This is a genomic window from Peribacillus sp. QJM3NY_7 (assembly GCF_056173225.1).
On the sequence record NZ_CM149663.1, the window covers coordinates 244,855 to 270,205 of the forward strand.

Sequence of the window (25,351 nt, forward strand, 5' to 3'; positions counted from 1 at the left end):
TATTAAAAGAGACTGAACTTCGTTATAATATAATGGAAAAATCCCTGTTAAGGGAGCTTTATATAAGTACTGTTCCATATAAAAAAGACAAATGTTGCCGCTCGATATAAGCCAAAAGGGGAATGAAAGAATGACGATTTTAATCGTAGATGATAACCAGGTTAACCTTTTCGTTATAGAGAAAATTCTAAAACGAGCTGGCTATACGGATTTTCTATCATTAACTTCAGCTGTTGAGATGTTTGAATATTTACAGGTGGATAGTCCGCAACCTAAAGAGACTTCAGTTGATATCATTCTGCTTGATATCATGATGCCGGAGATCGATGGGATAGAGGCGTGCAGGAGACTTCAAAGTATTCCTCACCTTAGAGATATTCCCGTCATTTTTGTGACCGCCCTTGAAGATTCAAACAAGGTGGCCGAGGCACTTGATGTTGGCGGAATTGATTATATAATGAAGCCCATCAATAAAATAGATTTACTTGCGAGGATTCGCGTGGGGTTAAGACTTAAATATGAAAAAGATTGGCATAAAATGCAGGATGAAAAAATACGCAATGAATTAGATCTTTCCATGCAGGTTCAAAGCAGCTTATTAAGTGAACCCATTATAAATGACCACTTAACTATAAGGGCATCATACTTACCTGCGAATAAATTAGCAGGGGATATGTACTATTGGCACCGCATTGATGAAAATCGGTATGGGATCATCCTGTTGGATATGATGGGGCATGGCATATCCGCCTCACTTGTGTGTATGTTCATATCCTCCGTATTGAGGGATGCCATCAGGACCCATTCGGACCCAGTGTCAGTAATAAATGAAATGAATCGCTGGATGAGTACCCTTAATAAAGATGATAATCAAGTGCATTATTATTTTACCGCTATTTATATGATCATTGATACAGAGCAAAAGACAGTGGAATATGTAAATGCCGGACATCCTCCTGGATTTGCTTTAATGGACGATGGAAAAGTGGTCTCCCTTTTGAAAGGGACATGTCCTGTTGGTTTCTTCACCGAGATGAAAATAGAGAAATCCGTCATTCATTATGAAGAGAAGATTCAGCTTATGCTATTTACGGATGGAGTCATGGAAGCAATAGATCGAGAAGGGACGGAAGGGCTCGACCAAATAAAAGAAGCGGTCTCGACAAGATGGTTTGATTGCAAAGAATCTCCCCCTATCGATTTGTTGATGTCACCTGAAATGCAGCAAGATCAGCCTGATGATATGTGTGTTGTGGTTATTCAAGCGAATTGAAGAAGGAAGAGGCGGCAGATCATCTGCCGCCTCTTCTCTATAAAAGGGGGGTCACTTTTATATGAAATGAGAATGTTCGTTAAGAGAGTGAATCCTGTATTCGGCTATTTGCAATTAACGGTCATTTTTCAATTTACTAATGCCATCTTGGAGATTGCCTTTTAATTTATCGGCTTTACCTTCTGCTTGTAAGTGAGGATCATTTTTCGCGTTTCCGACTTGGTCTTTCGTTTCACCTTTAACTTTATTTACAGCACTCTTTACTTTGTCTGATAAACCGCTCATTATGTTACCTCCTTTTTCTTTATATACTGTATTTACCCATGAAGTGTATGGGTAAACCTGATTTATGGAGAAAGGAGTTTTAAGAAGCGATTATTTCCCTTTTACTTAACCTTTGAATGAACTGATAGGAATGTTCAATGATATGATCTTTGTCATGATCCAACGACGCCACATGATATGAATTTTCAAGGCGCACCATCTCTTTATCACCGGACATGACAGTATCGTAAATCTGATAGGAACACGAGTCCGGTACAACGTGGTCTTCTGGTGAATGGAAGATAAGAATCGGGCACGAAACGTCTATTAGTTTTTGGCTGGTATGTTCCATTATATCAAGCAATTGATTAATCGCTTTTGATGGAACTTGGTCATATGTGATTTCTTTAGGTATATCGTCTTTTATGTCAGGCTTGCCTTCGGGAATGAAGCGTGGAACCGATTGGTTACGATATCTTTCATATTCAGGAACTTGGAGAGCGGCGTTGATAGTAAGAATTCCATCACAAGCCAATTTTGTCGCTAAATCGAGAACAAGGGCGCCTCCCATTGATTGTCCGATGGCGAAAACATGGGTGCAGGTTCGCTTTAATTTTGCATAAGCCGTTTCAACATCTTGTATCCATTCCTGATAATGACTTGTTTCCATTTCATATTCATCCGTTCCGTGGCCTGCCAGTCGAGGAGCGAAGACAGTAAAGCCTTTGGCGGCAAATTTTCCACCTAAATACCTTACGCTTTGTGGCGTTCCGTTAAAACCATGGCAAATAAGGATGCCGATAGAATTGCCGGGTAAGAAAAAAGATTCCGCACCTGGTATTACCATTGCTGCTGTCATATTCCCATCTCCTTTGATTTAGCTAAGTTTTGTTAATAGAAGGTTTTAATAAAATTAACTATTCCGATTATTTTACTTGGTTATATAATAGCATAATGAAAATTATGAAGTCAACTTGGTTATGTTCCAAAACTTCACTATTATTAAGAAGCATCAAAAGGATATAAAGATAATTATCAGGTCATTTTCGTCTTTCTATTATATAAGTGCTGTCTTGGAATTGTTGATAAACTGAAGATGCTAATCACCGGTAATATATAAATGTAAGAAATGGAGAAAAAGCATTGACTTTAAAGTGAAATGGGATTAATATAAATAAGCACCAACTAAGACATGCAAAAAACTTCATCGCTTTTGGCAGGTTGCTGAAAGAAATAATAACTATTGACTTCTTACTATGAAAATGATAAGATGAAATGGTCGCTGAAAAACACAGCGATTTAAAATAAGTAAAAAACTTCGCAGAAGTTGACAACTAATCAATAAGATGTTATGATGAATAAACAGCCGTTCGAAAGAACGATTGTGGAAATTGCTCTTTGAAAACTGAACAAAACAAAGCGCCAACGTTAAATTTTAAGTGAGCACACACTATCAAAAAAGCAAATGAGCAAGTCAAACATTTCTTCGGAGAGTTTGATCCTGGCTCAGGACGAACGCTGGCGGCGTGCCTAATACATGCAAGTCGAGCGAATCGACGGGAGCTTGCTCCCTGAGATTAGCGGCGGACGGGTGAGTAACACGTGGGCAACCTGCCTATAAGACTGGGATAACTTCGGGAAACCGGAGCTAATACCGGATACGTTCTTTTCTCGCATGAGAGAAGATGGAAAGACGGTTTACGCTGTCACTTATAGATGGGCCCGCGGCGCATTAGCTAGTTGGTGAGGTAATGGCTCACCAAGGCGACGATGCGTAGCCGACCTGAGAGGGTGATCGGCCACACTGGGACTGAGACACGGCCCAGACTCCTACGGGAGGCAGCAGTAGGGAATCTTCCGCAATGGACGAAAGTCTGACGGAGCAACGCCGCGTGAACGAAGAAGGCCTTCGGGTCGTAAAGTTCTGTTGTTAGGGAAGAACAAGTACCAGAGTAACTGCTGGTACCTTGACGGTACCTAACCAGAAAGCCACGGCTAACTACGTGCCAGCAGCCGCGGTAATACGTAGGTGGCAAGCGTTGTCCGGAATTATTGGGCGTAAAGCGCGCGCAGGTGGTTCCTTAAGTCTGATGTGAAAGCCCACGGCTCAACCGTGGAGGGTCATTGGAAACTGGGGAACTTGAGTGCAGAAGAGGAAAGTGGAATTCCAAGTGTAGCGGTGAAATGCGTAGAGATTTGGAGGAACACCAGTGGCGAAGGCGACTTTCTGGTCTGTAACTGACACTGAGGCGCGAAAGCGTGGGGAGCAAACAGGATTAGATACCCTGGTAGTCCACGCCGTAAACGATGAGTGCTAAGTGTTAGAGGGTTTCCGCCCTTTAGTGCTGCAGCTAACGCATTAAGCACTCCGCCTGGGGAGTACGGCCGCAAGGCTGAAACTCAAAGGAATTGACGGGGGCCCGCACAAGCGGTGGAGCATGTGGTTTAATTCGAAGCAACGCGAAGAACCTTACCAGGTCTTGACATCCTCTGACAACCCTAGAGATAGGGCTTTCCCCTTCGGGGGACAGAGTGACAGGTGGTGCATGGTTGTCGTCAGCTCGTGTCGTGAGATGTTGGGTTAAGTCCCGCAACGAGCGCAACCCTTGATCTTAGTTGCCAGCATTCAGTTGGGCACTCTAAGGTGACTGCCGGTGACAAACCGGAGGAAGGTGGGGATGACGTCAAATCATCATGCCCCTTATGACCTGGGCTACACACGTGCTACAATGGATGGTACAAAGGGCTGCAAACCTGCGAAGGTAAGCGAATCCCATAAAGCCATTCTCAGTTCGGATTGCAGGCTGCAACTCGCCTGCATGAAGCCGGAATCGCTAGTAATCGCGGATCAGCATGCCGCGGTGAATACGTTCCCGGGCCTTGTACACACCGCCCGTCACACCACGAGAGTTTGTAACACCCGAAGTCGGTGAGGTAACCTTCATGGAGCCAGCCGCCTAAGGTGGGACAGATGATTGGGGTGAAGTCGTAACAAGGTAGCCGTATCGGAAGGTGCGGCTGGATCACCTCCTTTCTAAGGATAATTACGAGAGCGCTTTTGTTTTGTTCAGTTTTGAATGAGTAATTCATTCAAATAGGAAAGACGAACATCACGATGTGATGGATTCTTTCTGCTTTGTTCCTTGAAAACTAGATAATAGATAGAAGGCAATTAATTTTTTTCAAAGCATCTGTAAGATCTTTTTTAACGGTTAAGTTAGAAAGGGCGCACGGTGGATGCCTTGGCACTAGGAGCCGATGAAGGACGGGACTAACACCGATATGCTTCGGGGAGCTGTAAGTAAGCTTTGATCCGGAGATTTCCGAATGGGGAAACCCACTGTTCGTAATGGAACAGTATCTTTACCTGAATACATAGGGTACTGAAGGCAGACCCGGGGAACTGAAACATCTAAGTACCCGGAGGAAGAGAAAGCAAACGCGATTTCCTGAGTAGCGGCGAGCGAAACGGAATTAGCCCAAACCAAGAGGCTTGCCTCTTGGGGTTGTAGGACACTCAACATGGAGTTACAAAGGAACGGGGTAAATGAAGCGACCTGGAAAGGTCCGTCGAAGAAGGTAAAAACCCTGTAGTTGAAACTTCGTTCCCTCCTGAGTGGATCCTGAGTACGGCGGGACACGAGAAATCCCGTCGGAAGCAGGGAGGACCATCTCCCAAGGCTAAATACTCCCTAGTGACCGATAGTGAACCAGTACCGTGAGGGAAAGGTGAAAAGCACCCCGGAAGGGGAGTGAAATAGATCCTGAAACCGTGTGCCTACAAGTAGTCAAAGCCCGTTAATGGGTAATGGCGTGCCTTTTGTAGAATGAACCGGCGAGTTACGATTTCATGCGAGGTTAAGTTGATGAGACGGAGCCGCAGCGAAAGCGAGTCTGAATAGGGCGAATGAGTATGAGGTTGTAGACCCGAAACCAGGTGATCTACCCATGTCCAGGGTGAAGTTCAGGTAACACTGAATGGAGGCCCGAACCCACGCACGTTGAAAAGTGCGGGGATGAGGTGTGGGTAGCGGAGAAATTCCAATCGAACCTGGAGATAGCTGGTTCTCTCCGAAATAGCTTTAGGGCTAGCCTCAAGATGAGAGTATTGGAGGTAGAGCACTGATTGGACTAGGGGCCCCCAACGGGTTACCGAATTCAGTCAAACTCCGAATGCCAAATACTTATTCTTGGGAGTCAGACTGCGAGTGATAAGATCCGTAGTCGAAAGGGAAACAGCCCAGACCACCAGCTAAGGTCCCAAAGTATACGTTAAGTGGAAAAGGATGTGGAGTTGCTTAGACAACCAGGATGTTGGCTTAGAAGCAGCCACCATTTAAAGAGTGCGTAATAGCTCACTGGTCGAGTGACTCCGCGCCGAAAATGTACCGGGGCTAAACGTATCACCGAAGCTGTGGATTGACACCGTATGGTGTCAATGGTAGGAGAGCGTTCTAAGGGCGTTGAAGTCAGACCGGAAGGACTGGTGGAGCGCTTAGAAGTGAGAATGCCGGTATGAGTAGCGAAAGAAGGGTGAGAATCCCTTCCACCGAATGCCTAAGGTTTCCTGAGGAAGGCTCGTCCGCTCAGGGTTAGTCGGGACCTAAGCCGAGGCCGAAAGGCGTAGGCGATGGACAACAGGTTGATATTCCTGTACCACCTATACATCGTTTGAACGATGGGGGGACGCAGAAGGATAGGGTAAGCGCGCTGTTGGATATGCGCGTCCAAGCAGTTAGGCCGGAAACGAGGCAAATCCCGTTTCCATTAAGGCGGAGCTGTGATGGCGAGGGAAATATAGTACCGAAGTTCCTGATTCCACGCTGCCAAGAAAAGCCTCTAGTGAGATGTAAGGTGCCCGTACCGCAAACCGACACAGGTAGGCGAGGAGAGAATCCTAAGGTGTGCGAGAGAACTCTCGTTAAGGAACTCGGCAAAATGACCCCGTAACTTCGGGAGAAGGGGTGCTTTTTAGGGTGAATAGCCCAGAAAAGCCGCAGTGAATAGGCCCAGGCGACTGTTTAGCAAAAACACAGGTCTCTGCGAAGCCGCAAGGCGAAGTATAGGGGCTGACACCTGCCCGGTGCTGGAAGGTTAAGGGGAGAGGTTAGCGCAAGCGAAGCTTTGAACCGAAGCCCCAGTAAACGGCGGCCGTAACTATAACGGTCCTAAGGTAGCGAAATTCCTTGTCGGGTAAGTTCCGACCCGCACGAAAGGTGTAACGATCTGGGCACTGTCTCAACGAGAGACTCGGTGAAATTATAGTACCTGTGAAGATGCAGGTTACCCGCGACAGGACGGAAAGACCCCGTGGAGCTTTACTGCAGCCTGATATTGAATTTTGGTACAGCTTGTACAGGATAGGTAGGAGCCTGAGAAGCCGGAGCGCCAGCTTCGGTGGAGGCGTTGGTGGGATACTACCCTGGCTGTATTGAAATTCTAACCCGCGCCCCTTATCGGGGTGGGAGACAGTGTCAGGTGGGCAGTTTGACTGGGGCGGTCGCCTCCTAAAGAGTAACGGAGGCGCCCAAAGGTTCCCTCAGAATGGTTGGAAATCATTCGTAGAGTGTAAAGGCACAAGGGAGCTTGACTGCGAGACCTACAAGTCGAGCAGGGACGAAAGTCGGGCTTAGTGATCCGGTGGTTCCGCATGGAAGGGCCATCGCTCAACGGATAAAAGCTACCCCGGGGATAACAGGCTTATCTCCCCCAAGAGTCCACATCGACGGGGAGGTTTGGCACCTCGATGTCGGCTCATCGCATCCTGGGGCTGTAGTCGGTCCCAAGGGTTGGGCTGTTCGCCCATTAAAGCGGTACGCGAGCTGGGTTCAGAACGTCGTGAGACAGTTCGGTCCCTATCCGTCGCGGGCGCAGGAAATTTGAGAGGAGCTGTCCTTAGTACGAGAGGACCGGGATGGACGCACCGCTGGTGTACCAGTTGTCTTGCCAAAGGCATAGCTGGGTAGCTACGTGCGGACGGGATAAGTGCTGAAAGCATCTAAGCATGAAGCCCCCCTCAAGATGAGATTTCCCATGGCGCAAGCTAGTAAGATCCCTGAAAGATGATCAGGTTGATAGGTCAGAGGTGGAAGCATGGTGACATGTGGAGCTGACTGATACTAATAGATCGAGGACTTAACCAACGCTTTTTAAAAAATGAAATACCTTCTTATTATCTAGTTTTGAAGGAACAACGTTCCTTTTATGTTTGGTGGCGATAGCGAAGAGGTCACACCCGTTCCCATTCCGAACACGGCAGTTAAGCTCTTCAGCGCCAATGGTAGTTGGGGGTTTCCCCCTGTGAGAGTAGGACGCCGCCAAGCCATTTAAAAAGATCAGCCATCGGCTGGTCTTTTTTTGTGTTCATAAGGTCATGGAAACAGCCATCATTTTTCGCATACAGTGTCGCTTTCTTGCACACATAATTAAATGCTGTTTAAATGGTCTTGTTGTTATTTGATTTCTCTTCATATTGTATGTGATGATTTGTAGTATCCTGTAACGGTTTTATATGTCATCTTTATTTTCCTTTGTGATGTCATCATAAGGTGTGTATCTATTTGAAGGTGCTGATTTCTTTTTAATCAGCCGATAACAAACAAAGCATATTACAGTAATAACAAATGGACTATAAGCATATGCCATTTAATCACTCCTTAAAAAGATTGCTTACTATTTCATCACACTATATCCCTACTATCCCTTTGTTCAAAACAACGCGAAAACAGCGCAAAAAAATACAGGGATAGCTTCAGATCTGTCCAACTAGTAAAAAGGATCTTGAAGCATTCTTCACCTAACTTTAAGAAAAAGAATTATTTATTGTGAAATGTGTTGACTTAATGGTGGGAAAGGATTAATATAAATAAGCACCAACTAAGACAAACGCAAAAACATCATCGCTTTTGGCTGATTGCTGAAAGAAATAATAACTATTGACTTCTTACTATGAAAATGATAAGATGAAATGGTCGCTGAAAAACACAGCGATTTAAAATAAGTTAAAAACTTCGCAGAAGTTGACAACTAATCAATAAGATGTTATGATGAATAAACAGCCGTTCGAAAGAACGATTGTGGAAATTGCTCTTTGAAAACTGAACAAAACAAAGCGCCAACGTTAAATTTTAAGTGAGCACACACTATCAAAAAAGCAAATGAGCAAGTCAAACATTTCTTCGGAGAGTTTGATCCTGGCTCAGGACGAACGCTGGCGGCGTGCCTAATACATGCAAGTCGAGCGAATCGACGGGAGCTTGCTCCCTGAGATTAGCGGCGGACGGGTGAGTAACACGTGGGCAACCTGCCTATAAGACTGGGATAACTTCGGGAAACCGGAGCTAATACCGGATACGTTCTTTTCTCGCATGAGAGAAGATGGAAAGACGGTTTACGCTGTCACTTATAGATGGGCCCGCGGCGCATTAGCTAGTTGGTGAGGTAATGGCTCACCAAGGCGACGATGCGTAGCCGACCTGAGAGGGTGATCGGCCACACTGGGACTGAGACACGGCCCAGACTCCTACGGGAGGCAGCAGTAGGGAATCTTCCGCAATGGACGAAAGTCTGACGGAGCAACGCCGCGTGAACGAAGAAGGCCTTCGGGTCGTAAAGTTCTGTTGTTAGGGAAGAACAAGTACCAGAGTAACTGCTGGTACCTTGACGGTACCTAACCAGAAAGCCACGGCTAACTACGTGCCAGCAGCCGCGGTAATACGTAGGTGGCAAGCGTTGTCCGGAATTATTGGGCGTAAAGCGCGCGCAGGTGGTTCCTTAAGTCTGATGTGAAAGCCCACGGCTCAACCGTGGAGGGTCATTGGAAACTGGGGAACTTGAGTGCAGAAGAGGAAAGTGGAATTCCAAGTGTAGCGGTGAAATGCGTAGAGATTTGGAGGAACACCAGTGGCGAAGGCGACTTTCTGGTCTGTAACTGACACTGAGGCGCGAAAGCGTGGGGAGCAAACAGGATTAGATACCCTGGTAGTCCACGCCGTAAACGATGAGTGCTAAGTGTTAGAGGGTTTCCGCCCTTTAGTGCTGCAGCTAACGCATTAAGCACTCCGCCTGGGGAGTACGGCCGCAAGGCTGAAACTCAAAGGAATTGACGGGGGCCCGCACAAGCGGTGGAGCATGTGGTTTAATTCGAAGCAACGCGAAGAACCTTACCAGGTCTTGACATCCTCTGACAACCCTAGAGATAGGGCTTTCCCCTTCGGGGGACAGAGTGACAGGTGGTGCATGGTTGTCGTCAGCTCGTGTCGTGAGATGTTGGGTTAAGTCCCGCAACGAGCGCAACCCTTGATCTTAGTTGCCAGCATTCAGTTGGGCACTCTAAGGTGACTGCCGGTGACAAACCGGAGGAAGGTGGGGATGACGTCAAATCATCATGCCCCTTATGACCTGGGCTACACACGTGCTACAATGGATGGTACAAAGGGCTGCAAACCTGCGAAGGTAAGCGAATCCCATAAAGCCATTCTCAGTTCGGATTGCAGGCTGCAACTCGCCTGCATGAAGCCGGAATCGCTAGTAATCGCGGATCAGCATGCCGCGGTGAATACGTTCCCGGGCCTTGTACACACCGCCCGTCACACCACGAGAGTTTGTAACACCCGAAGTCGGTGAGGTAACCTTCATGGAGCCAGCCGCCTAAGGTGGGACAGATGATTGGGGTGAAGTCGTAACAAGGTAGCCGTATCGGAAGGTGCGGCTGGATCACCTCCTTTCTAAGGATAATTACGAGAGCGCTTTTGTTTTGTTCAGTTTTGAATGAGTAATTCATTCAAATAGGAAAGACGAACATCACGATGTGATGGATTCTTTCTGCTTTGTTCCTTGAAAACTAGATAATAGATAGAAGGCAATTAATTTTTTTCAAAGCATCTGTAAGATCTTTTTTAACGGTTAAGTTAGAAAGGGCGCACGGTGGATGCCTTGGCACTAGGAGCCGATGAAGGACGGGACTAACACCGATATGCTTCGGGGAGCTGTAAGTAAGCTTTGATCCGGAGATTTCCGAATGGGGAAACCCACTGTTCGTAATGGAACAGTATCTTTACCTGAATACATAGGGTACTGAAGGCAGACCCGGGGAACTGAAACATCTAAGTACCCGGAGGAAGAGAAAGCAAACGCGATTTCCTGAGTAGCGGCGAGCGAAACGGAATTAGCCCAAACCAAGAGGCTTGCCTCTTGGGGTTGTAGGACACTCAACATGGAGTTACAAAGGAACGGGGTAAATGAAGCGACCTGGAAAGGTCCGTCGAAGAAGGTAAAAACCCTGTAGTTGAAACTTCGTTCCCTCCTGAGTGGATCCTGAGTACGGCGGGACACGAGAAATCCCGTCGGAAGCAGGGAGGACCATCTCCCAAGGCTAAATACTCCCTAGTGACCGATAGTGAACCAGTACCGTGAGGGAAAGGTGAAAAGCACCCCGGAAGGGGAGTGAAATAGATCCTGAAACCGTGTGCCTACAAGTAGTCAAAGCCCGTTAATGGGTAATGGCGTGCCTTTTGTAGAATGAACCGGCGAGTTACGATTTCATGCGAGGTTAAGTTGATGAGACGGAGCCGCAGCGAAAGCGAGTCTGAATAGGGCGAATGAGTATGAGGTCGTAGACCCGAAACCAGGTGATCTACCCATGTCCAGGGTGAAGTTCAGGTAACACTGAATGGAGGCCCGAACCCACGCACGTTGAAAAGTGCGGGGATGAGGTGTGGGTAGCGGAGAAATTCCAATCGAACCTGGAGATAGCTGGTTCTCTCCGAAATAGCTTTAGGGCTAGCCTCAAGATGAGAGTATTGGAGGTAGAGCACTGATTGGACTAGGGGCCCCCAACGGGTTACCGAATTCAGTCAAACTCCGAATGCCAAATACTTATTCTTGGGAGTCAGACTGCGAGTGATAAGATCCGTAGTCGAAAGGGAAACAGCCCAGACCACCAGCTAAGGTCCCAAAGTATACGTTAAGTGGAAAAGGATGTGGAGTTGCTTAGACAACCAGGATGTTGGCTTAGAAGCAGCCACCATTTAAAGAGTGCGTAATAGCTCACTGGTCGAGTGACTCCGCGCCGAAAATGTACCGGGGCTAAACGTATCACCGAAGCTGTGGATTGACACCGTATGGTGTCGATGGTAGGAGAGCGTTCTAAGGGCGTTGAAGTCAGACCGGAAGGACTGGTGGAGCGCTTAGAAGTGAGAATGCCGGTATGAGTAGCGAAAGAAGGGTGAGAATCCCTTCCACCGAATGCCTAAGGTTTCCTGAGGAAGGCTCGTCCGCTCAGGGTTAGTCGGGACCTAAGCCGAGGCCGAAAGGCGTAGGCGATGGACAACAGGTTGATATTCCTGTACCACCTATACATCGTTTGAACGATGGGGGGACGCAGAAGGATAGGGTAAGCGCGCTGTTGGATATGCGCGTCCAAGCAGTTAGGCCGGAAACGAGGCAAATCCCGTTTCCATTAAGGCGGAGCTGTGATGGCGAGGGAAATATAGTACCGAAGTTCCTGATTCCACGCTGCCAAGAAAAGCCTCTAGTGAGATGTAAGGTGCCCGTACCGCAAACCGACACAGGTAGGCGAGGAGAGAATCCTAAGGTGTGCGAGAGAACTCTCGTTAAGGAACTCGGCAAAATGACCCCGTAACTTCGGGAGAAGGGGTGCTTTTTAGGGTGAATAGCCCAGAAAAGCCGCAGTGAATAGGCCCAGGCGACTGTTTAGCAAAAACACAGGTCTCTGCGAAGCCGCAAGGCGAAGTATAGGGGCTGACACCTGCCCGGTGCTGGAAGGTTAAGGGGAGAGGTTAGCGCAAGCGAAGCTTTGAACCGAAGCCCCAGTAAACGGCGGCCGTAACTATAACGGTCCTAAGGTAGCGAAATTCCTTGTCGGGTAAGTTCCGACCCGCACGAAAGGTGTAACGATCTGGGCACTGTCTCAACGAGAGACTCGGTGAAATTATAGTACCTGTGAAGATGCAGGTTACCCGCGACAGGACGGAAAGACCCCGTGGAGCTTTACTGCAGCCTGATATTGAATTTTGGTACAGCTTGTACAGGATAGGTAGGAGCCTGAGAAGCCGGAGCGCCAGCTTCGGTGGAGGCGTTGGTGGGATACTACCCTGGCTGTATTGAAATTCTAACCCGCGCCCCTTATCGGGGTGGGAGACAGTGTCAGGTGGGCAGTTTGACTGGGGCGGTCGCCTCCTAAAGAGTAACGGAGGCGCCCAAAGGTTCCCTCAGAATGGTTGGAAATCATTCGTAGAGTGTAAAGGCACAAGGGAGCTTGACTGCGAGACCTACAAGTCGAGCAGGGACGAAAGTCGGGCTTAGTGATCCGGTGGTTCCGCATGGAAGGGCCATCGCTCAACGGATAAAAGCTACCCCGGGGATAACAGGCTTATCTCCCCCAAGAGTCCACATCGACGGGGAGGTTTGGCACCTCGATGTCGGCTCATCGCATCCTGGGGCTGTAGTCGGTCCCAAGGGTTGGGCTGTTCGCCCATTAAAGCGGTACGCGAGCTGGGTTCAGAACGTCGTGAGACAGTTCGGTCCCTATCCGTCGCGGGCGCAGGAAATTTGAGAGGAGCTGTCCTTAGTACGAGAGGACCGGGATGGACGCACCGCTGGTGTACCAGTTGTCTTGCCAAAGGCATAGCTGGGTAGCTACGTGCGGACGGGATAAGTGCTGAAAGCATCTAAGCATGAAGCCCCCCTCAAGATGAGATTTCCCATGGCGCAAGCTAGTAAGATCCCTGAAAGATGATCAGGTTGATAGGTCAGAGGTGGAAGCATGGTGACATGTGGAGCTGACTGATACTAATAGATCGAGGACTTAACCAACGCTTTTTAAAAAAATGAAATACCTTCTTATTATCTAGTTTTGAAGGAACAACGTTCCTTTTATGTTTGGTGGCGATAGCGAAGAGGTCACACCCGTTCCCATTCCGAACACGGCAGTTAAGCTCTTCAGCGCCGATGGTAGTTGGGGGTCTCCCCCTGTGAGAGTAGGACGCCGCCAAGCCATTTGAAAAGACCAGCCATCCGGCTGGTCTTTTTTGAGGTCGTTATCTTCAGTACTTATTATTTAAACCTGTTATAGACCATAAAGAAAGTTATATACAGGATAAATGGTGGGACATACTATTAATGCATCTGAATTTCTATAGCTATCTGTCTTATCCATATCAGTTTAAGACAAAGGGACAGAATTCTTCGTTTCTGTAGGGATATATGTTAAACTTAACATAGTTCTGAAACTGTCATTGGGGGAATAGCCGATGGATACCTCTGCTAAAGATGAAATGATTTTTTCGTTTGCTGAATGGTTGAGAGACCAAGGCAAATCAGCTAATACGATCAAAACGTATACTGGTGTCCTTTCACAGTTTTGTGACCAGACACAAAAGATATTGATGGAGATCCATTCTGAAGATGTTCAGGGTTATCTTGATAATTTAGAAAATTGCAAGAAAAGCCCAGGGACAATCGAAAAACACTATATCGCATTAAATGTCTTCTTTAAATTTTTAGGTAAACCGCAAGTGATGCTTTCTGTGGAACGTAAAGTTAAGGAGCACAAGCTTGAGGTACCTGAAACTTTAAGCCTCAATGAGCAGCAGATACTGTTAAGAGATATAGAAGCAGAAGGGAATCTGAGGAACATTGCCATCGTCTACCTTTTGTTACATACTGGAATTCGTGTCTCCGAATTATGTGACTTAAATGGCCGTGACGTCATCATGGAAACAGAGCGGAATTATATACTTGTCAGGAACGCAAAAGGTGAAATCGACAGATCCGTACCCCTTACGATATCGGCCATTCAACATGTGCAAAATTATCTTTTTTCTTTAAAAGAAAAAGCAGATCCGTTATTCATCTCAAGCTATAATCAAAGGATCACTCCGAGGTCAGTTCAATATATATTGAAAAAATACAATGTGCATCCGCATAAACTGCGACATACTTTTTGTCAAAGGTTAGTGGATAATGGAATAGATATACAAACGATATCAAAGCTTGCCGGTCATAAAGATTTAAACGTAACGAAGCGTTATCTAAAAGAAAAATCTCTGGATCTGGCAAATGCGATAGATCAAACTTTCACGAAACACTAATATAAAGAAATGAAAAGGGGAAGAGAGATCTTTCCTTTTTTTGTTTAAACAAACAGATTCCTTGGAAATGACGAATAGGACGTTTTGTCTTAAGAGATGGGACGGGTTGAAAGAAGAGGAATATGGTTCAGTCAAAAGGACCGAACATATTGATGAATTGTTGAATCAAAAAAGAGGGGATTCCTGAAATAAGGAATCCCCTCTTCTTTTTCTTCGTTACTTAACTGTTTTTTTCTTCTTTTTACCTATTTTCATTATAAATTCATATACTACCGGCACTATTACAAGTGTTAGCAATGTAGAACTCACCAGTCCGCCGATAACGGTAATGCCCAAACCTTGTGATATTAATCCACTGCCTTCCGCACCGATTGCCAGAGGTATTAAAGCGCCGATTGTGGCAAGGGCAGTCATCAGGATAGGGCGTAGACGGGTGGATCCTGCCTCGAGTAAAGATTCCCTGGTAGATAGCCCGGATTCTTCATTCTTGATAACACGGTCGACTAATACGATGGCATTGGTCACGACGATACCTATAAGCATCAGGACACCCATCATTGCCGAAACGCTGATGGTCTCACCTGCAATGAATAGCCCTGCCAATGCCCCGATTACCGTAAATGGTAAGGAGAAGAGAATGGCTATTGGTGCTAAACCACCATGGAAAGTAACCACTAGGACAAAGTATACGATAGCAACTGCCGCTAACATAGCGATACCAAGTTGAGTGAATGATTCTTGGATATCTTCCGTCACTCCGCCGTAGTCTATAGAGACGCTTGCAGGAAGGTCTAATTTATCAACTTCTTTCTGTACATCAGCTGTCACTGCGGCCACATCATCCGATTTGATTGTTGCAGACACGTCGGCATAAATTTTTCCATCGCGGCGGCTGATTGTATCGGAAGCTTTGCCTTCTTCGATTTTTACAAGCTCTTTCAATGGGATTTCCATTCCCATTGGAGAAGAAATTTTCGTATTCTCTAGATCTTTTTTGTCTTCGAATGTCGTTTCTTTTGTCTCGACATATACTTTGACTTCTTCTCCATCTTTCTTAATGGTAGTTAAAGCATCATCCTTATTCGTATTGGCGATGGACATTCCAATTTGTGCAGCTGTCAGTCCAAGGTCGCTTAGCTTTTCTTGGTCTGCAACTAAAGTGTATTGCTCATAAGCATCTAAAAGACTTGTATCAACATCTTTTAAATCTTTATTTTTCTTCATGATATTTTGAATATCATCAATTACCGGTTCAATATCTTTTTGTGTATTTCCGTAAACAAACAGAGTGGTCTCGTTGCTTGATGTTGATGTGAAATCTTGTTGTTTCCATGTTCCAGGTGAATCAAGTTCAGTTAATTCTTTTATGACAGTTTCTTTTTTGTCCCCGAAATTTTCGGTGTCTTCGTCATAGAGTACATAGAAGAGAGCCGAGTTACTCGAGCCGCCCATCATGCCTCCGCCCATCATGCTTTCACCAAGTGTGTATTGAACGGTCTTCACATCGTCTTTATCCATGAAGTATTTTTCCACTTTTTCCGTTTGCTTTTCAATATCCGCTTTTAACTCTCCAGGTGCGGGAGTGTAAGTGACGATGATCGTTTTTTCTTCATCTGCAGGCATGAAGCTTACACCGATGCTTGGGATTAGGAATAAACTGCCAACTAATAATACAATGGCTGTGCCAAAAGTGATTAGTTTATGGTTTAATGACCAATCCAGTGATTTTCGATAGAATGCTGATAGTTTGCTTGGTTTTTCTTCATGTGATTTTAATTCTTTTTTAGATAGTCCCTTTTTAAATAAAGAGTCTGCCATTGCCGGAACAAGTGTGATGGCGATTATTAATGAAGCGACTAATGCAAACACCATTGTTAAGGCGAATGGCGTGAATAGTTCCCCGACAGGTCCTGTAACGCTTGCTAAAGGCAAGTATACGGCTACAGTAACGATTGTCGATGAAAGGATGGGGATGAACATTTCCTTAGTGGCAGATCGTATTAATTCGCGGCCTTTTAATTGTTCGCCTTTTAAAGCCATTCTTCTATAAATATTTTCTATGACGACAATGGAGTCATCGACGACTCGGCCAATCGCAACGGTCATGGCACCAAGTGTCATGACATTCAATGAAATATCCATTTGTTTGAGCACCAAAAGGGCTGCTAACAGGGATAATGGAATCGAAATGACGGAAATGAGAGTCGTTTTAAAGTTCCTAAGGAACAGCATGATAACAATAACGGCAAACAGACAGCCGAAGAGTGCCTTGCTGATCATGGTTTCAACGGAATCTTTAATCGGTTTAGCTTGATCGAGAGTAGTGTGTACACTTACCCCATTAAACTCTTCTTTGAAATTCGATGCTTCTTCATTTACTTCGTCGACGATTGCAACTGTATCGGCATCAGGTGATCTTGTAACCTGGATTCCAATCGATTCGCTACCGTTTGTTCTTGAAATCGATTCAGCCTTACCGGTAATTTTAACATCGGCAATATCTGATAATTTCACATTTTGCAGTTGGGCAGGACCTGTTTCCATTTCAGGAGATAATTGATTGGTTTCCTGTCCAGTTTGTGCTGGCGCTTCTGTTTTCGGGCTGCCGGTTAAAGGTATCTTTATATTTTTCAGGTCCTTTAATGTGGAAATGTTTCCATCCACAACGATCGTTTTCTCTTTATCATCAAAGTTATATATGCCAAGCGGCATACTGACGTTTGCAGCCTGGATAACCTTCTTTACGGTTTCTTCATCGAGCCCGTATTGAGCCATCTTGTCCTGGTCGAATACAAGGCTTCCTTCATTTACTTGCTGTCCGGAAATGGATACGGATGTCACGCCGTCAATTCCTTCAAGTTTAGGTACTAACACCTCTTCGACATTTTTTGTAAGGGCTGGTAAATCAGAAGCCTTATCTGTTACACTGAGTGCGACGACAGGAAAAGCGTTTAATTCTAATTTAGATACGCTCGGGTCATCTACTCCCTCTGGCAGTTCCAATTTCTCTAAAGCTTCTTTCACTTCTTTTACTGCATCATCCATATCCGTATCATAATCATATTGTAATTGGATGGAAGAGGCATTGGCCATGGACGAAGAACTGACTAATTCGACTCCTGGCAAATTTGTTACTTTTAGCTCAATCTGGTCTGTGAGCTTATCTGCTACTTCTTCAGGTGCAGCTCCAGGATAAACAGTGGAGATGCTTATTAAAGGAGTGGAGATGCTTGGTATGGTTTCTTGTTTCATGTTTAAACCGGAGTATAAACCAGCTGCAACGATGATGATGGTAAGCAACCAGATTGCCAATTTATTCTTTAATGAAAATTTAATTATTGAATTCAAGCTTGTACCCTCCATACATAAAATTGTGACCAGCCGGTCACAAACTCAAATATATAGTATATGGATTATGATTGCAATAGATAATATCCGTTAGTGCTAACGTTGTGATTTCAAGGGTTTTGGGATACAATTTGGAAGATATGACCCATTGGTCACCGGTGGACAATTTTAAGAGATAGGATGAATTTGATGAAAGAAAAAAATAAGATGATCATAGATAAGTCTGTGGAGCTTTTCGCGGAGAAAGGCTATCATGCAACTTCGGTTCAGGAAATTGTTGAAAAATGCGGGATAGCAAAAGGGTCCTTTTATAATTATTTTAAATCGAAGGAGGAATTACTAGTCTCCATTTTTAAATTTTATTATGAAGCGTTGACAGACTCATTACTTGATCTTGAACTGGATGCTTCATTGTCCAGTAAAGACAAATTCATGAGGCAGATCACTGTTCACATTGAGCATATGACGGGAAATACCAACTTGATTCAAATGATGATGCAGGAACAAATGGTTCATATCAGCAAGGAACTAGATGGATTTTTACATTATATCCATGAAGAGGGCTTGATTTGGTTCAAGCGTAAAATCATTGAGTTATACCCGGGACTTTCATCTGATCTTCTGCCCGATTGCACCATTATTTTAGATTCGCTTTTCAAAGGCTATATCGGAATATTGATCAGGAAACAAAATGCTTTCGATGTAGAATTGTTACCTAGCTTCATATTGAACCTTATGGATTCCATTGTCGCAAGTCTGGAGAACATGGAAGATCCATTATTGAAACAATTTCCCCTACCAGGTTGCTCGATGCGGGATATGAGCCCAAAAGAAGAAATCCATTCGATTATCGCCAGGATGCTGGAAGTGGAAACACGTAAAGAAGAGGGAATGGAGACACGTAAAATTACGGAAGCCTTAAAGGCACTCCAGGAAGAATTTTCAAAAGTTAGGCCAAGCTCAATCATCTTGGAAAGCCTTTTGTTATTTTTGGAAAAAAATGAAAAAAGGAGCCCCTTGTGTTCAAAGCTTATCTTATTGATGAAGGATTATTTGCTGAATATATGAAGGCTTTACTGAAAGGGGCGAAAGCCTCTTTTTCATTTAAATTTTTAATGAGATTTAAAAACGGAGATTTAGGGAAAAGTAAAAAGTGATGGGAAGAAGACAATTCTTTCAATAATATGGGGGCTAGAATCATGCGATGGAAAAAGGGAATGCTGATTTATAATAAAAATGCAGGGAATGATAAACTCGAAAGGAATCTAGGAGGGTGTCTTCCGGTATTAGCTCCACATATTGATGAGTTTCTCATTCTACAAACAAAGCAAAAAGGCGATGCATGCCGTTATTGTTTGGAATATGGTGAAGAAATGGATGTAGTTTTCGTATTGGGAGGAGATGGAACGGTACATGAGTGTGTAAATGGCCTTTCACCCCTTCAGAGGCGGCCGTTGTTTGGGATTTTACCTGGAGGGACTTGCAATGACTTCTCCAGGACATTAAAGATTCCTCAAAATGTTCGTCAAGCTGCGGAAGCATTAGTAAACGGCAAGGTTCGTCCAATTGATATTGGTAAGTCCAATAACGATTATTTTTCCAATTTCTGGGGAGTTGGGCTTATTTCAGATGCTTCAAATAATATTGATGAGCAGGAAAAAAGCAGGTTCGGAAAGATAGGATATTTATTAAGCGCTGTAAGGACGATTGGTGAGAATGCTCCCTTTCCCTATAAAGTGGAATATGATGGGAATTTCATTGAAGGGGAAGCAGTTATGATTTTGGTCTTGAATGGTTGTTTTATCGGCACTAATTTATTGCCCTTTCCCATGATTAGACCAGACGATGGGCTCTTTGGCGTTGCCATCTTGGAAAATGCAAACCTTGGTGCATTTTTAGAAATAATAGCGATGAAACGTTCATGGACTCAAAATATGAGTTCTGACTCTGGGGTGACTTATTTACAAGCTGGTACCTTGACTATTGAATCCAAGAGGCCGCTTGATGTGGATATGGATGGAGAGAACTATAGGCAAACTCCTTCACGCATTAAAGTCCTTGCCCACCATTTGTCGGTATTAAAACCAAATTAGTATGGGGATTCTATTTAAAAGGAAAGGCTTATGTGTTTTTTTTGTATATTCATTCCTTATTTCTGCAATTGTTTCCAAAATAGGATAAAATGTATGATGATATATCATTTTTTGCAGGAGGACCAATTATGGTGTACCAGGTCGGATTGTTAAAGGGCATTTTACAGCCTTATCGGAGTCGTTATCAGCTGCAAAGTGCAGAGGCAGTCACAAAGTTTGGATTGAAATTAATATTTATATATTTTCTTAGTCTTATAGTATTCGCCGTTGGGGGATATTTTGGGATTGGTTCAGAATCATTTTCCAAAGAAATCACGAAGATGAGCGCCAATGAATTTGAAGCAGCAAAGTTGCTGATTTTGAGCGGCAATATAATAACAGGAATAATCCACCCTTCCATATACATATTTTTAGCAGCTCTATTCTTTTGGATCGTTACTGATATCCCCTATATAAAATTAGTTATCGTTCAAATGATTCTTTTTGGCCTGCAATTAGTGGAAAAAATATTATTGATTCCCTTATTCGTTTTAATGGATATAGGCAGCGATGCCAATCCTTTTTCTTTGGGGATCATCAGTCAGTATTTTCTCAGAAGCGATTATTTCATTCACTTTTTCAGTGAAATTACCATTTTTCAATTTCTCATTATTGCTCTGCAATATTTTTATTTAAAGGAATTTACAGAACGTAATAATTATTTGGTCCTTTTAATGATTGTTCTATTCTATTTGGCCACATGGTTTGTTAAAGCCTTTTTAGGATACATCCAAGTAGGCGTATTTGTATAAAGCGGGTGAAATGAATGAGCGGTAACTGGAAAATAGCGGCGGTCTCCGTTGCGTCGATAGTGTTAATAACCGTTAACTTATACCTTATTGAAAAAAAGGAAAGCAAAGTGGAACGGACGGTTTTCGTTGAAAACTGGACTAAGGTAAAAAAAGATACAATTACGGATACTATTCAAACAAATGGGGTAATTAAACCAGTAGAAGAGTATGATATCTATTTTGATGCCAAGAAAAATGATTTTAAGAAATTCCTTGTAAAAGAAGGCGATTCGATTACGGCTGGCTCCTCGTTGTTTGAGTATAAGGCGACCGAACTTGATGCGCTTAAAGTGAGTTTGGAAGCGGAGAAAACGGCAGCTGAGGGGGAAAGGGCAGGGATTGAGGAATACATAGGGGAATTGAGGTCTTATCAGGGGACCGTGAACAGTGAACCTGAAGCGGCAATTGATGAATCGGTGGAAAAAAACTTGAATATTGATATAACGACAAGCACTTCAGACCTTATTAAAAGTAACATTGAGCAAGAAATGTACAAGCAGGAACTAGAAAAAAACAGGTTGGATGAAAAAGTGAAAATGCTTGACGTTCAATTAAGTTCGATTGAGGAGCAGTCCAGTGCAATTGTGACGACGAGCGAGGCTGATGGTGTCGTTAAAAAAATCAATAAAAACCTTGATAATCCCATTATATCCATCGTTTCGACAAATATGGCAATTGAAGGGTATTTCTCCGGGGAGGAAATGAAAAAGGCTGAAGTGGGCATGACTATAAAAGCAAGTTCCTCTGATTCAAAAAAGGCATTGAAAGGGACGATAGGCCGTATCCATTCCTATCCCGCTGAAGAGCCATCATTAAAAAAAGATAACAGATTTCCATTTCAGGCTTTAATCGAACCGGAAGGCGAAGAAACGGAAACGGAACCTCTGTTGGTGGGATCGAAAGTGAATCTTACTGTAATAACCAATGAGAAAGCCGGTGTACCCTCCATACCGATAGAGGCGGTACAATACCAAAAGCATCCTTATATTTACAAGTTGACGAATAAAGGCCATGTGGATAAACATTACATTACAAAAGGTCTTAAGGCTGAAGGAAAGCAGGAAATCATAAAGGGACCGTCGGTAGGTGACGTCATCCTGCTGAAGCCGAATGTGGCCGTGAAGAACCATTCTGATTTTATTACTCCGATTCAATTTGAAAAAGTGAAAGTTGCAACTTATAAAAAATTCACCTCTAGGGAAAAAGTAAGATACCTGTTACTTGGCATTTTGGAAAAATAACCATTCCTTCAACAAGAGAGGTGATGTCAAATTATTTATTAATTATATCAATATAACTTATTTGATTAAAAATCAGGAAGAGTAATTATAGATAGAATAGCTAATAATACAGAATATTCAGACATATTTAAAGACCTTTTTCTAGAACGGATGCGAATAAATATTTACAGATTATCATTTTTAGTATAATATTTTATTATAAGTTAACTCGCTTAATCTTATTCCAAGAACGGGGGACCCATTTTTGTGGATTTTATCCGCTAGGGGTGAATTCAGAAATGAAAGGGCTTTTTGTGTTTCCAATCCTAACCCGACAGCTAACCTCGTCAGCGTCTTCAAGGGAACATGTGTGAATATTCACGCCTATAAGAAATCGACACATGAAGTGTCTTTTTTTTCGGCGTAAAGACAGAGTTTTTCAAAAAAGAAAAATTACTTTCTTTTATTAGTATCTTGTTTCCCTTACCGAGACAAAAATGTTTTTGCATCAAAGACTTTATGGAAGGTGAGGAAAGTAAATGAAGAAATTCAAATTAAGTTTAGCTAGCCAAATTTTCATTGGTTTAATTTTAGGGATTATCGTTGGTGCCATTTTTTATGGTAATGAGACGGCCCAAAACTTTTTACAGCCATTCGGAGACATTTTCCTACGAATGATTAAAATGATTGTAGTGCCGATCATCGTTTCAAGCCTTATCGTTGCAGTTGCTGGTGTAGGCGATTTGAAAGCGGTAGGTAAGCTAGGTGCTAAATCATTATCATACTTTGTAGTGGTAACTATGATAGCGATTGCTGTTGGTTTAATTTCAGCGAATATCATCCAGCCTGGTGCTGGTGTGAATATGGATAAGCTGGAACAAACTGATATTTCCACATATGTGGATACAGCAGAAACTAAGCAGCATGAATCGTTTGTAGATACACTCGTTCACATTGTACCATCCAATCCAGTTCAAGCTATGGTACAAGGCGATATGCTAGCGATCATTTTCTTCTCCGTGTTGTTTGGGCTTAGTATTGCAGCCATCGGTGAAAAGGGTAAACCAGTATTCCGCTTCTTCCAAGGTACAGCTGAAGGAATGTTCTACCTAACAAACATGGTCATGAAATTCGCTCCTATCGGTGTATTTGCACTAATCGGTGTGACGATCTCCAAGTTCGGTTTGGAATCTTTAATTCCGCTAGGGAAGTTAGCGCTTTCTGTATACGGAACAATGATTTTCTTTGTAATAGTCATTCTTGGTCTTATTGCGAAATTTGTCGGATTCAATATCTTTACGCTGATTAAACTTCTAAAAGAAGAATTGATTCTTGCTTTCTCTACTGCAAGTTCAGAAGCGGTTCTTCCGAAACTCATGGAAAAAATGGAGAAAGCGGGATGTCCAAAACATATTGCTACATTTGTTATTCCGACTGGATACTCCTTTAACCTTGATGGTTCTACATTATACCAAGCGTTAGCAGCTATCTTCATCGCTCAAATGTACGGAATCGATTTAAGCGCGTATGAGCAAATTACGCTGATGCTAGTGTTAATGATCACGTCCAAGGGAATTGCGGGTGTACCGGGTGTATCTTTCGTAGTTCTTTTAGCGACATTGGGAACTGTCGGTATTCCTATTGAAGGTCTAGCATTTATTGCCGGTATCGACCGTATTCTTGATATGGGACGTACAGTGGTAAACGTTATCGGTAATTCACTTGCGGCAATCGTCATCTCTAAATGGGAAGGTCAATTCAACCCTCCTTCCAAAAAAGAGTTAGAGCAAGTTTCTTAATATAAAAAATCCAGAGTGAAATGTCACTCTGGATTTTTTTATTGAATGAAAAAGCGCTTCCTTAATTTTTCTAGTTGACTGTAAACTCTGCTTCCTTCAGATACTCAAGCACTTCAAGTTGAATTGTTTTATGGAGGAAACTACCTTCTTGACGCGTCTTCCCGGATGTCAAAATACCCCCAAATTCATAAAGCCTTTCATCTTGTTTACCCCAAAACCAAATCATTTCCTCTCGGCCCAGAAGGTCATGTGTTGTGAAATGAAACTACCTTCCGGCTTTAAAATACGGTTGATTTGTTTTCAAAAGCTAATGTCGGTCATTTTGAGTTGGGGAAGCATCAGCAAAAAGGGAAGTGGCCCTATATTTTTTCCTATTGGTTAATATGGATTTTGATTCATGTTATTTACCTGATGCAGATGATGATGATTAATATTGGGGTTATATAACTTACGTGAAACTCCAAAAGTTTGATAAAATAACATTATTGATTGAGAGCTCGGAGGGGGTCAGGTTATGAAGAATGAAAGTAATGATATCTTATACATGTATATGCAGGCTTCCGAACGGTTTGTCCTTTTTAATGGACTCAATTTTCGTGAATTCGTCAATTCGCTTCCGTATACCTTGGATTCGATCTTATTATTGAAACATCAATTCGATGGTGGGGAATACAATTTGAATGTCCTGCTTGAGAGCGCTTCATCTGAAGCTATTGCGAAGCTCGTTAAAGAAAATGTCCGGACATATGGAGATTTCTGTTGGATCGATTTTGAAGAAGCGGAAGGGCTGGATGAATTGGATGGAAGGGAAATAGCGGAACTTTTATATTTAGGACACGCTAAAACCCATCTGGATCCCCCGTTTTTCCGTAAATTGAATAACCAATATGTGTACCTTGCCCAGGATGATGGCTGGTTCAATAAAATTTATTTTCGTTCTCTTTCGACATATTATATGATGTTAGGAAGGCTGATTCCGCTAAAGCTGGAGCCGTTAAAAGTAGAGAGGACGTGGCTTGGAATCAGAAAGAAAAAAGAGCTGACGGCGATTCCTGCAGAAATCATCGTTTCCTTGGCTCATATTCTGGCAGAGGGGCTCGTTTTTTCCTTTCGGGATGTTAAGTATACTAGAACGAAAATTGAGATACCGGCATGGGTCGTAGGGGATTATTTAAACATGGATGAAATGCATGATTCCTTTTTGGATAGAGATAGTAAGGAGCCCGATGCATTTATTATTTTCAATCGAAAAGAGAAGATTTGGGAAAGCGTTATTAGAAATACACCATCCTCCTGATTTTATTTGAAGTCTTTGAACTTTTTAGGTGTAAGACTTACCGTCTCATGCATAAAAGATAAGAGAGGGAAACGTAGAGGTGTTCACAGGATGTGGCGGTTTTATTCTGTGTTCT

Annotated in this window: 12 protein-coding genes, 6 rRNA genes and 1 riboswitch; of the genes, 14 read left to right on the plus strand and 4 right to left on the minus strand. The window is 43.6% G+C overall.

Annotated elements, in window-relative coordinates:
• Positions 1-130 precede the first annotated feature (130 nt).
• A complete protein-coding gene (locus AC0VX1_RS01330) occupies positions 131-1,273 on the plus strand; it encodes a PP2C family protein-serine/threonine phosphatase (RefSeq protein ID WP_475469638.1) in 1,143 nt (380 codons plus the stop codon).
• 114 nt (positions 1,274-1,387) lie between these two features.
• Here the strand turns inward: AC0VX1_RS01330 and AC0VX1_RS01335 are convergent, their stop codons facing one another.
• The gene (locus AC0VX1_RS01335) at positions 1,388-1,558 is read right to left on the minus strand and encodes a CsbD family protein (protein ID WP_065310846.1); all 171 of its coding nucleotides are present in this window, start codon (positions 1,556-1,558) and stop codon (positions 1,388-1,390) included.
• A 79-nt stretch (positions 1,559-1,637) separates the two neighbouring features.
• Positions 1,638-2,396, minus strand: coding sequence for an alpha/beta hydrolase (locus AC0VX1_RS01340; RefSeq protein WP_475469639.1), 759 nt, complete (start codon positions 2,394-2,396; stop codon positions 1,638-1,640).
• 624 nt (positions 2,397-3,020) lie between these two features.
• Between AC0VX1_RS01340 and AC0VX1_RS01345 the strand changes: the two genes are divergently transcribed.
• The 3 genes from AC0VX1_RS01345 to rrf (AC0VX1_RS01355) all read left to right on the plus strand — a co-directional run bounded on the left by AC0VX1_RS01345 (position 3,021) and on the right by rrf (AC0VX1_RS01355) (position 7,860).
• Positions 3,021-4,571 (plus strand): 16S ribosomal RNA (locus tag AC0VX1_RS01345).
• Positions 4,572-4,747: 176 nt separating this feature from the next.
• A 23S ribosomal RNA gene (locus AC0VX1_RS01350) occupies positions 4,748-7,680 on the plus strand.
• Between the two features lie 64 nt (positions 7,681-7,744).
• A 5S ribosomal RNA gene (gene rrf / locus AC0VX1_RS01355) occupies positions 7,745-7,860 on the plus strand.
• A gap of 184 nt (positions 7,861-8,044) precedes the next feature.
• Here the strand turns inward: rrf (AC0VX1_RS01355) and AC0VX1_RS01360 are convergent.
• Entirely contained in the window at positions 8,045-8,182 is a 138-nt protein-coding gene (locus AC0VX1_RS01360; protein ID WP_134402069.1) for a DUF3951 domain-containing protein, read from the minus strand.
• Positions 8,183-8,712: 530 nt separating this feature from the next.
• Between AC0VX1_RS01360 and AC0VX1_RS01365 the strand changes: the two genes are divergently transcribed.
• The 4 genes from AC0VX1_RS01365 to AC0VX1_RS01380 all read left to right on the plus strand — a co-directional run bounded on the left by AC0VX1_RS01365 (position 8,713) and on the right by AC0VX1_RS01380 (position 14,649).
• Positions 8,713-10,263: ribosomal RNA gene (locus tag AC0VX1_RS01365) — 16S ribosomal RNA — on the plus strand.
• A 176-nt stretch (positions 10,264-10,439) separates the two neighbouring features.
• A 23S ribosomal RNA gene (locus AC0VX1_RS01370) occupies positions 10,440-13,372 on the plus strand.
• A gap of 65 nt (positions 13,373-13,437) precedes the next feature.
• A 5S ribosomal RNA gene (gene rrf / locus AC0VX1_RS01375) occupies positions 13,438-13,553 on the plus strand.
• The 16S, 23S and 5S rRNA genes sit together here, the layout of an rRNA operon.
• A gap of 256 nt (positions 13,554-13,809) precedes the next feature.
• Positions 13,810-14,649 carry a tyrosine-type recombinase/integrase gene (locus AC0VX1_RS01380; RefSeq protein ID WP_034306417.1) on the plus strand — a complete coding sequence of 280 codons (840 nt, stop codon included), beginning with the start codon at positions 13,810-13,812 and terminating at the stop codon, positions 14,647-14,649.
• Positions 14,650-14,865: 216 nt separating this feature from the next.
• Here the strand turns inward: AC0VX1_RS01380 and AC0VX1_RS01385 are convergent, their stop codons facing one another.
• A complete protein-coding gene (locus AC0VX1_RS01385; RefSeq protein WP_475469640.1) occupies positions 14,866-17,997 on the minus strand; it encodes an efflux RND transporter permease subunit in 3,132 nt (1,043 codons plus the stop codon).
• 189 nt (positions 17,998-18,186) lie between these two features.
• Here AC0VX1_RS01385 and AC0VX1_RS01390 point away from each other — a divergent pair, with 189 nt between their 5' ends.
• From AC0VX1_RS01390 to AC0VX1_RS01415, 6 genes are all read left to right on the plus strand, one after another.
• Complete coding sequence (locus AC0VX1_RS01390; protein ID WP_475469641.1) at positions 18,187-19,065, plus strand: TetR/AcrR family transcriptional regulator; 879 nt, start codon at positions 18,187-18,189, stop codon at positions 19,063-19,065.
• A gap of 131 nt (positions 19,066-19,196) precedes the next feature.
• A complete protein-coding gene (locus AC0VX1_RS01395; RefSeq protein WP_475469642.1) occupies positions 19,197-20,090 on the plus strand; it encodes a YegS/Rv2252/BmrU family lipid kinase in 894 nt (297 codons plus the stop codon).
• A 128-nt stretch (positions 20,091-20,218) separates the two neighbouring features.
• Positions 20,219-20,881, plus strand: a complete 663-nt coding sequence (locus tag AC0VX1_RS01400) for a hypothetical protein (RefSeq protein WP_475469643.1) — start codon at positions 20,219-20,221, stop codon at positions 20,879-20,881.
• 14 nt (positions 20,882-20,895) lie between these two features.
• Positions 20,896-22,161, plus strand: coding sequence for an efflux RND transporter periplasmic adaptor subunit (locus AC0VX1_RS01405; RefSeq protein WP_475469644.1), 1,266 nt, complete (start codon positions 20,896-20,898; stop codon positions 22,159-22,161).
• Between the two features lie 199 nt (positions 22,162-22,360).
• A riboswitch (cyclic di-AMP (ydaO/yuaA leader) is annotated at positions 22,361-22,508 on the plus strand.
• A gap of 171 nt (positions 22,509-22,679) precedes the next feature.
• On the plus strand, positions 22,680-23,939 hold the full coding sequence (locus AC0VX1_RS01410; RefSeq protein WP_057277202.1) for a cation:dicarboxylate symporter family transporter: 1,260 nt from the start codon (positions 22,680-22,682) through the stop codon (positions 23,937-23,939).
• Positions 23,940-24,453: 514 nt separating this feature from the next.
• Positions 24,454-25,236 carry a hypothetical protein gene (locus AC0VX1_RS01415; RefSeq protein ID WP_413024244.1) on the plus strand — a complete coding sequence of 261 codons (783 nt, stop codon included), beginning with the start codon at positions 24,454-24,456 and terminating at the stop codon, positions 25,234-25,236.
• The last annotated feature ends 115 nt before the right edge of the window (positions 25,237-25,351 follow it).